Source organism: Micromonospora sp. I033 (assembly GCF_053890995.1).
On sequence record NZ_JBSSLX010000270.1, the window covers coordinates 1 to 6,886 of the forward strand.

Annotated in this window: 6 protein-coding genes; 4 read left to right on the top strand and 2 right to left on the bottom strand. The window is 73.2% G+C overall.

The genetic code is table 11. The features are described 5' to 3' along the window. Nucleotides 1–505 precede the first annotated feature (505 nt). The gene (locus tag ACW0Q9_RS27870) at nucleotides 506–802 is read left to right on the top strand and encodes a DUF1540 domain-containing protein (protein ID WP_456186294.1); all 297 of its coding nucleotides are present in this window, start codon (nucleotides 506–508) and stop codon (nucleotides 800–802) included. A gap of 100 nt (nucleotides 803–902) precedes the next feature. On the opposite strand, the gene ACW0Q9_RS27875 is transcribed toward ACW0Q9_RS27870, so the two are convergent. Beyond that, nucleotides 903–2,909, bottom strand: a complete 2,007-nt coding sequence (locus tag ACW0Q9_RS27875) for a protein meaA (RefSeq protein WP_456186296.1) — start codon at nucleotides 2,907–2,909, stop codon at nucleotides 903–905. Nucleotides 2,910–3,060: 151 nt separating this feature from the next. On the opposite strand from ACW0Q9_RS27875, the gene ACW0Q9_RS27880 reads away from it, so the two are divergent. Beyond that, nucleotides 3,061–3,906: an ABC transporter ATP-binding protein gene (locus ACW0Q9_RS27880; protein WP_456186298.1), complete on the top strand. Its 846-nt coding sequence runs from the start codon at nucleotides 3,061–3,063 to the stop codon at nucleotides 3,904–3,906. Continuing rightward, complete coding sequence (locus ACW0Q9_RS27885) at nucleotides 3,906–4,751, top strand: ABC transporter permease (RefSeq protein ID WP_456186300.1); 846 nt, start codon at nucleotides 3,906–3,908, stop codon at nucleotides 4,749–4,751. The genes ACW0Q9_RS27880 and ACW0Q9_RS27885 overlap by 1 nt, the downstream gene beginning before the upstream one ends. Here ACW0Q9_RS27885 and ACW0Q9_RS27890 read toward each other — a convergent pair whose 3' ends face one another. Next, entirely contained in the window at nucleotides 4,752–5,726 is a 975-nt protein-coding gene (locus ACW0Q9_RS27890) for a helix-turn-helix domain-containing protein (protein ID WP_456186302.1), read from the bottom strand. A gap of 58 nt (nucleotides 5,727–5,784) precedes the next feature. On the opposite strand from ACW0Q9_RS27890, the gene ACW0Q9_RS27895 reads away from it, so the two are divergent. Then, a partial coding sequence (locus tag ACW0Q9_RS27895) for an MFS transporter (RefSeq protein WP_456186304.1) occupies nucleotides 5,785–6,886 on the top strand: 1,102 nt, incomplete at its 3' end.

Sequence of the window (6,886 nt, forward strand, 5' to 3'; positions counted from 1 at the left end):
GGGGGGTGCCCGTTCCGGGGGTCCCGCGGCCCCCCCCGGAACCGGACACCCCGCCCAGACCGACACCGTCGGTGGAACACCATGGGTGTATCCGGGCCCCGGAGACACACATGGCGTTCCACTCACGGCCCAGAGTCCGGCGCAAACCGGACATTAACTCCAGACCCGAGCTGGGGCCTGGACCGCCGACCAACACCCGACCACCTGCTCGGCGCCTTTGCTCTGCAGCCACCGACGCAGCACCCCGGAACCCCCTGGTGGTGCGTGGATGGCTGCAGAGCAAAGGTGGTGGTGGAGCACCTGCCACCCGCGCCCGGCGACCGGACGTGATCAACGCCAGATCGCCCAGGTGGCGGCATCCGGCGCTGGTCGATACCGCCACCTCGCCGAGCTGGAGTCGATCATGGGGAGGCACTCGACCGCATGACCCGGGAGCGGATCGGAGGCCGGTGACCGGGACGAAAGCCTACATTCTTGGCAGACGTCCACGAGGAGGGCCGGAGAGATGACCGCGTCGATGGAGATGCCCCGGGTCCAGGAGTGCGCAGTCAGGTCCTGCGCCTACAACCACACGAACGACTGCCACGCGTTCGCCATCACGATCGGCAGCCCCGACCACGCGCACTGCCACACCTTCGTGGAGCTGCCGGTGCGCGGCGGCGTCGAGCAGATGATCGCCCAGGTGGGCGCCTGCCAGCGCGCGGACTGCCGGCACAACTCCGACCTGGAGTGTCACGCCCCGGCGATCACCGTCGGCCCGGACGCGGACCTGGCGGACTGCCAGACCTACGCGAGCCGCTGACCGGATCGCAGCCGCCGGCGGCAGGCGACCCACGGACCCCTACGCGAGCCGCTGACCGGATCGCAGCCTGACCGGCCTCGGCGACGGGGGCCGTCCGGCCTCAGGACAGGCCGTTGGCCTCGCGGATCACGGTGACCAGGTCGTCGATGATGCCGGTCAGCGCGAAGTCCTTCGGCGTGAAGACCCGGGCCACCCCGGCGGCCCGGAGCGCGTCCGCGTCGACCGCCGGGATGATGCCGCCGACCACCACGGGCAGGTCGGCCCGCCCGGCGGCGCGCAGGCCGTCCAGCACGGCCGGCACGGCGGCCAGGTGCGAGCCGGAGAGCACCGAGAGGCCGACCAGGTCGACGTCCTCCTCCACGGCGGCCGCCACGATCTGCCCGGCGGTCAGCCGGATGCCCTGGTAGACCACCTCGAAGCCGGCGTCGCGGGCGCGTACCGCGATCTGCTCGGCGCCGTTGGAGTGCCCGTCCAGGCCGGGCTTGCCGACGAGCAGCCGCAGCCGGCCGCTGCCCAGCTCGCGGGCGGTGGCGGCGACCCGCTCGCGGACCGCGCCCAGGCCGGCGTCGCCGCCGGCTCCCGCCGCGCCGGACAGGCCGGTGGGCGCCCGGTACTCGCCGAAGACCCGGCGCAGCGCGCCGGCCCACTCGCCGGTGGTCACCCCGGCCCGCACGCACTCCAGCGTCGCCGGCATCAGGTTCGTCGTGGTCGCGGCGTCCGCGCCGAGCCGGGCGAGTGCCGCGTCCACGGCCGCCGCGTCCCGGCCGGCCCGCCACTCGCGTACGGCGGTGGTGGCGGCCGCCTCGACGGCGGGGTCGACCTGCTCGATCGCCTCGGCGCCGGCCGCGGTCAGCGGCGACGGCTCGGTCTCGGTGAACCGGTTGACGCCGACCACCACGTCGGTGCCGGCCTCCATCCGCCGGCGCCGGTCGGCCAGCGAGGCGACCAGGGCGCTCTTCAGGTAGCCGGTCTCCACGGCGGCCACCACGCCGCCCATCTCCAGCACCTTCTCCAGCTCGACCCGGGCCCCGGCGACGATGTCGTCGACGAGCGCGGTCATCACGTGCGAGCCGTCGAACAGGTCCGGGTACTCCAGCAGGTCCGACTCGTACGCCAGCACCTGCTGCATGCGCAGCGACCACTGCTGGTCCCACGGGCGGGGCAGGCCGAGCGCCTCGTTCCAGGCGGGCAGCTGCACGGCCCGGGCCCGGGCGTCGCGGGACAGGGTGACGCCGAGCATCTCCAGCACGATGCGCTGGATGTTGTTCTCCGGCTGCGCCTCGGTCAGGCCCAGCGAGTTGACCTGGACGCCGTAGCGGAAGCGGCGCTGCTTCGGGCTTTCGACGCCGTACCGGTCGCGGGTGATCTCGTCCCAGAGCGCGCCGAACGCGCGCATCTTGGCGATCTCCTCGACGAAGCGCACCCCGGCGTTGACGAAGAAGGAGATCCGCTGGACCACGTCGCCCATCCGCTCGGCGGGCACCTGCCCGGAGTCGCGTACCGCGTCGAGCACGGCGACGGCGGTCGCCAGGGCGAAGCCGACCTCCTGCACCGGCGTCGCGCCGGCCTCCTGGAGGTGGTACGAGCAGATGTTCACCGGGTTCCACTTCGGCATCTCGCGCAGCGTGTACGCGATGACGTCGGCGGTCAGCCGCAGCGACGCCGCCGGCGGGAAGATGTACGTCCCCCGGGACAGGTACTCCTTGATGATGTCGTTCTGGGTGGTGCCGGCGCAGCGGGCCAGCTCGGCGCCCTGCTCGGCGGCGACCGTGCCGTAGAGGCCGAGCAGCCACATGGCCGGGGCGTTGATGGTCATCGAGGTGTTCATCTCGGCGAGCGGGATGCCGTCGAAGAGGGCCCGCATGTCGCCGAGGTGCGCCACCGGCACGCCCACCCGGCCCACCTCACCGGCGGCCAGCTCGTGGTCCGGGTCGTAGCCGGTCTGGGTGGGCAGGTCGAAGGCGACCGAGAGCCCGGTCTGCCCCTTCGCCAGGTTGCGGCGGAAGAGCGCGTTGGTGGCCGCGGCGGAGGAGTGCCCGGCGTAGGTGCGCATCACCCAGGGCCGATCGCGCTCCGGCAGCCGCCCCGAAGGAGCCTTCTCGTCCATGGCGGGAGTCTAAGTTACCGTTCAGTAAAACGGGCTGTGGAAAACCACACAGGTCCATGGAGCGGACCGACGGGCACGAGCGGCGCGACATGGCCGACACCACCACACCCCCGGCCGCCGGCCGGCCCGCCGGAGTCGCACACTGGACGTCATGGATGACGAGCTCGCGATCTCCGTACGGGGGCTGCGCAAGGCGTACGGCGACAACCTCGCGGTGGCGGGGGTTGATCTCGACGTCCACCGCGGCGAGGTGTTCGCCCTGCTGGGCCCGAACGGCGCGGGCAAGACCACCACGGTGGAGATCCTGGAGGGCTACCGGCGGCGCGACGCCGGCGAGGTCCGCGTGCTCGGCGCCGACCCGGCCCACCCCGACCCCGCCTGGCGCTCCCGGGTGGGCATCGTGCTCCAGGGCACCGGCGAGTTCGACGAGCTGACCGTGGCCGAGGTGGTCCGCCACTTCGCCGGCTTCTACCCCGACGCCGACGACCCGGACAAGGTGGTCGAGCGGGTCGGGCTGGGCGCCAAGGCCCGGGCCCGCACGCACACCCTCTCCGGCGGGCAGAAGCGCCGGCTCGACGTGGCGCTGGGCATCGTGGGCCGCCCCGAACTGCTCTTCCTCGACGAGCCCACGACCGGCTTCGACCCCGAGGCCCGGCGCGAGTTCTGGGAGCTGATCCGGGACCTCTCCGCCGCCGGCACCACCATCGTGCTCACCACCCACTACCTGGACGAGGCCGAGGCCCTGGCTGACCGGGTCGGCGTGATCGCCGCCGGCCGGGTGGTCGAGGTGGCCCCGCCGAACCGGCTGGGCAACCGGCAGGAGGCGCTGGCGACGGTCTCCTGGCGTACCCCGGACGGGACGCCGGAGACGGCGGAGACCGCGACGCCGACGGCGCTGGTGGCGGAGCTGGCCGCGCGCTTCGGCGGCGAGGTCCCCGGCCTCACCGTGACCCGGCCGACCCTGGAAGACGTCTACCTGCGGATGATCGGACACTGATGACGACCACGACGAAGCCGGCCGCCCCGGTCGCCGCCGCCCGAGGCCGCCGGCCGGGCGGGGCCGCGCTCGCCCTGCGGCAGGGTCGGCTGGAGATCACCCAGTTCCTGCGCTCCCGGGAGTCCGTCGTCTTCACGATGGGCTTCCCGATCATCATGATCCTGATCTTCGCGGCGATCTTCAACGACGAGATCGCGCCGGGCGTCAGCTACACGCAGTACTTCATCACCGGCATGATCGCGACCGGCCTGATGACGGTGAGCTTCCAGAACCTCGGCATCTGGATCCCGATCGAGCGGGACCGGGGCGTGCTCAAGCGCTACCGGGGCACCCCGATGCCGAAGTGGGTCTGGTTCGCCGGCAAGGTGCTCATGGTGGTGGCCATCGGCGTCGCCGAGACCGCGCTGCTGCTGGCCGTGTCGGTGGCCCTGTTCGACCTGACGCTGCCGGGAACCGCCGCCAAGTGGGCCACCTTCGGCTGGGTCGCCGTCCTCGGCGTCACCGCCTGCACGCTGTGCGGCATCGCCATCTCGTCGCTGGCCCGCACCGCGCGCAGCGGCTCGGCCGTGGTCACCCCGGTGGCCCTGGTCCTCCAGTTCATCTCCGGGGTGTTCTTCGTCTTCACCAGCCTGCCGAGCTGGATGCAGCAGGTCGCCGCGCTCTTCCCGCTCAAGTGGATGTGCCAGGGGCTGCGCTCGGTCTTCCTGCCGGACAGCTTCGGCGCGCAGGAACCGGGCGGCTCGTTCGAGCTGGGCCGGGTCGCCCTGGTCCTCGGGCTCTGGTGCGTGATCGGCCTGGTGCTCTGCCTGACCACCTTCCGCTGGACCACCAAGCGCGACGGCTGATCACCCGCGCGGCTCCGGCCCCCGCTCACCGGCGACGAGCGCGGCGCCGAGCGGCGTACGCCAGTAGAGCACCTCGCGTCCGGACCGCCGCTTGCCGACCGCGCCCGCGTCGAGCAGCACCCGCAGGTGATCGCTGACCGTGCCGAGCGACAGTCCGGTCACCACCACGAGCTGCGAGGTGCTCAGTGGCGCGTCGAGCCGGGCCAGGATGTCGGCCCGGTTCGCGCCGATCAGCCGGGCGAGACCGTCGGGTGCCGGTGAGGTGGGGTCGACGAGGATCCCGCGCGCCGGATAGACCATGCCGAACCGGGTCGGCACGTCCCACACGACCCAGCCGCGGCGGCAGTGGGCCGGCAGGAAGACCAGTTGCTCGGCCGCGTGCAGCGACACCGGCGGTTCCGGGTAGTCGTTGACCTGGAGGCGACCGTCGCCCAGCCACCGCACGTTCCGGTTGATGTCGGCCAGCGCCCCGGCCCAGCCGTGGGTGCTCAAGGCGGCGGTGCGGGCCACGATGTCCGCCCGGAGCCGGCGTTCCCGCTCCGGCCACTCCGGCTCGACGGTGTGCGTCCACACCCACTCGAGGAGTGCCACCACCTGCCCGGTGAGCCCGTCCGCCAGCAGTTCGGCCGCGAGTGGTTCCGGACGGGTGGCACGCAGGTCGGCCCGGATCCGCTCGTCGGACAACCTCTCGACGGCGGCCAGCTCCGCCGCGAACGTCGGGTCCGGTGCGGCGGGCGCGATGGTGAGGAAGTCCGCGATCCACCGGAGGTTGAACGACGCCGACACCAGCGCCCGGGCCACCGGCCGGGCGGCCAGCATCTCCCGGAACGCGGCGACGTGCGGTCGTCGCCAGGCCTGCTCCCACGGGACATGCGGGAAGAGGAGCGCCTTCAGCGCCGCGACCGTCTCGGCCATCGGCGAGACCTCGAATCGGCTCCGCGCGACCAGGTCGGGTGGCACCTGCCAGACGCCCACGTTTCGCCTCCAGACGTAACTCTAGGAGATGCGGCGAGCGCCTACGGACCATGCCCGGGTGAGAACCTACGCAGAACTGTTCGCGGTCCGGGAGTTCCGCAACCTGTTCCTGGCGAACTGTGCCGGGATCGCGGCGCACACGACGTCGGCGCTCGCCCTGGGCGCGTTGACCTACGCGTCGACCGGCTCGGCCCTGCTCACCGCGCTGAGCATGTTCGGCGCACCGCTGGCGGGGGTTCTCGGCAGCCTGACGCTGCTGTCGGCCGCGGACAGTGTGCCGCCCCGCCGGGCGCTGACCTTCGCCGCCCTGGTGGCCGCCGCCGGAGCGGCGCTGCAGGCCGTGCCCGGGCTGCCGCTGTGGGCCCGCTTCGCGGTCATCTTCGCCACCGCGTACGTCGGCTCGGTCGCCGGCGGCGCCCGGTGGGCGCTGCTCACCGACATCGTGCCGGTCGACGCCTACGTGCTGGCCCGGGCCACGATGAACACCAGCGTCGGCGTCATGCAGATCGCCGGGTTCGGGCTCGCCGGCGTCCTGCTCGTCTGGCTGACCCCGTACCAGGTGTTCCTGCTCGCCCTGGTCCTGCGGGCGGTGTCCACGGCGGTGGGATGGTCCGGGCTCGCCGAGCGTCCGGCCCGGGCCACCGAGCGGGTGACCGTCGCGCGCACCCACCGCGTCAACCGGGCCCTGTGGGCCGACCCCGGTCGCCGGTCGCTACTCCTCAACCTCTGGGTGCCCGGCGGCCTGATCGTCGGGTGCGAGGCACTGTTCGTCCCGTACGCGGGCGAACGCGCCGGCTTCCTGCTCGCCGCCGCCGCCCTCGGCATGCTGATCGGGGACGTGGTGGTGGGGCGGTTCCTGACGCCGGCCCGCCGCGAGCGGTGGGTCCACCCGCTGCGGTTGCTCCTCGCCCTTCCCTACCTGGCCTTCCTGCTGTCGCCGCCGCTGCCGCTGGCCATGGCCGTCGCGCTGATCTCATCGGTCGGCTACGCCGCCACCCTGCCGTTGCAGGAGCGGCTGATCGCGCACTCGCCGCCCGAGGCCCGTGGCCAGGTGCTCGGCCTGCACGGCAACGGCATGCTGGCCGCGCAGGCGGTGTGCGCCGCGCTCGCGGGGGCGGCCGCGGACCTCGTCGCGCCGTCGGGTGCCGTCGCGCTGGTGG

What these genes read in the sequence shown, in the direction of transcription:
- ACW0Q9_RS27870 (WP_456186294.1), top strand. Translation starts at nt 506, where the DNA reads ATGACCGCGTCGATGGAGATGCCCCGGGTCCAGGAGTGCGCAGTCAGG.
- ACW0Q9_RS27875 (WP_456186296.1), bottom strand. Translation starts at nt 2,909, where the DNA reads ATGGACGAGAAGGCTCCTTCGGGGCGGCTGCCGGAGCGCGATCGGCCC.
- ACW0Q9_RS27880 (WP_456186298.1), top strand. Translation starts at nt 3,061, where the DNA reads ATGGATGACGAGCTCGCGATCTCCGTACGGGGGCTGCGCAAGGCGTAC.
- ACW0Q9_RS27885 (WP_456186300.1), top strand. Translation starts at nt 3,906, where the DNA reads ATGACGACCACGACGAAGCCGGCCGCCCCGGTCGCCGCCGCCCGAGGC.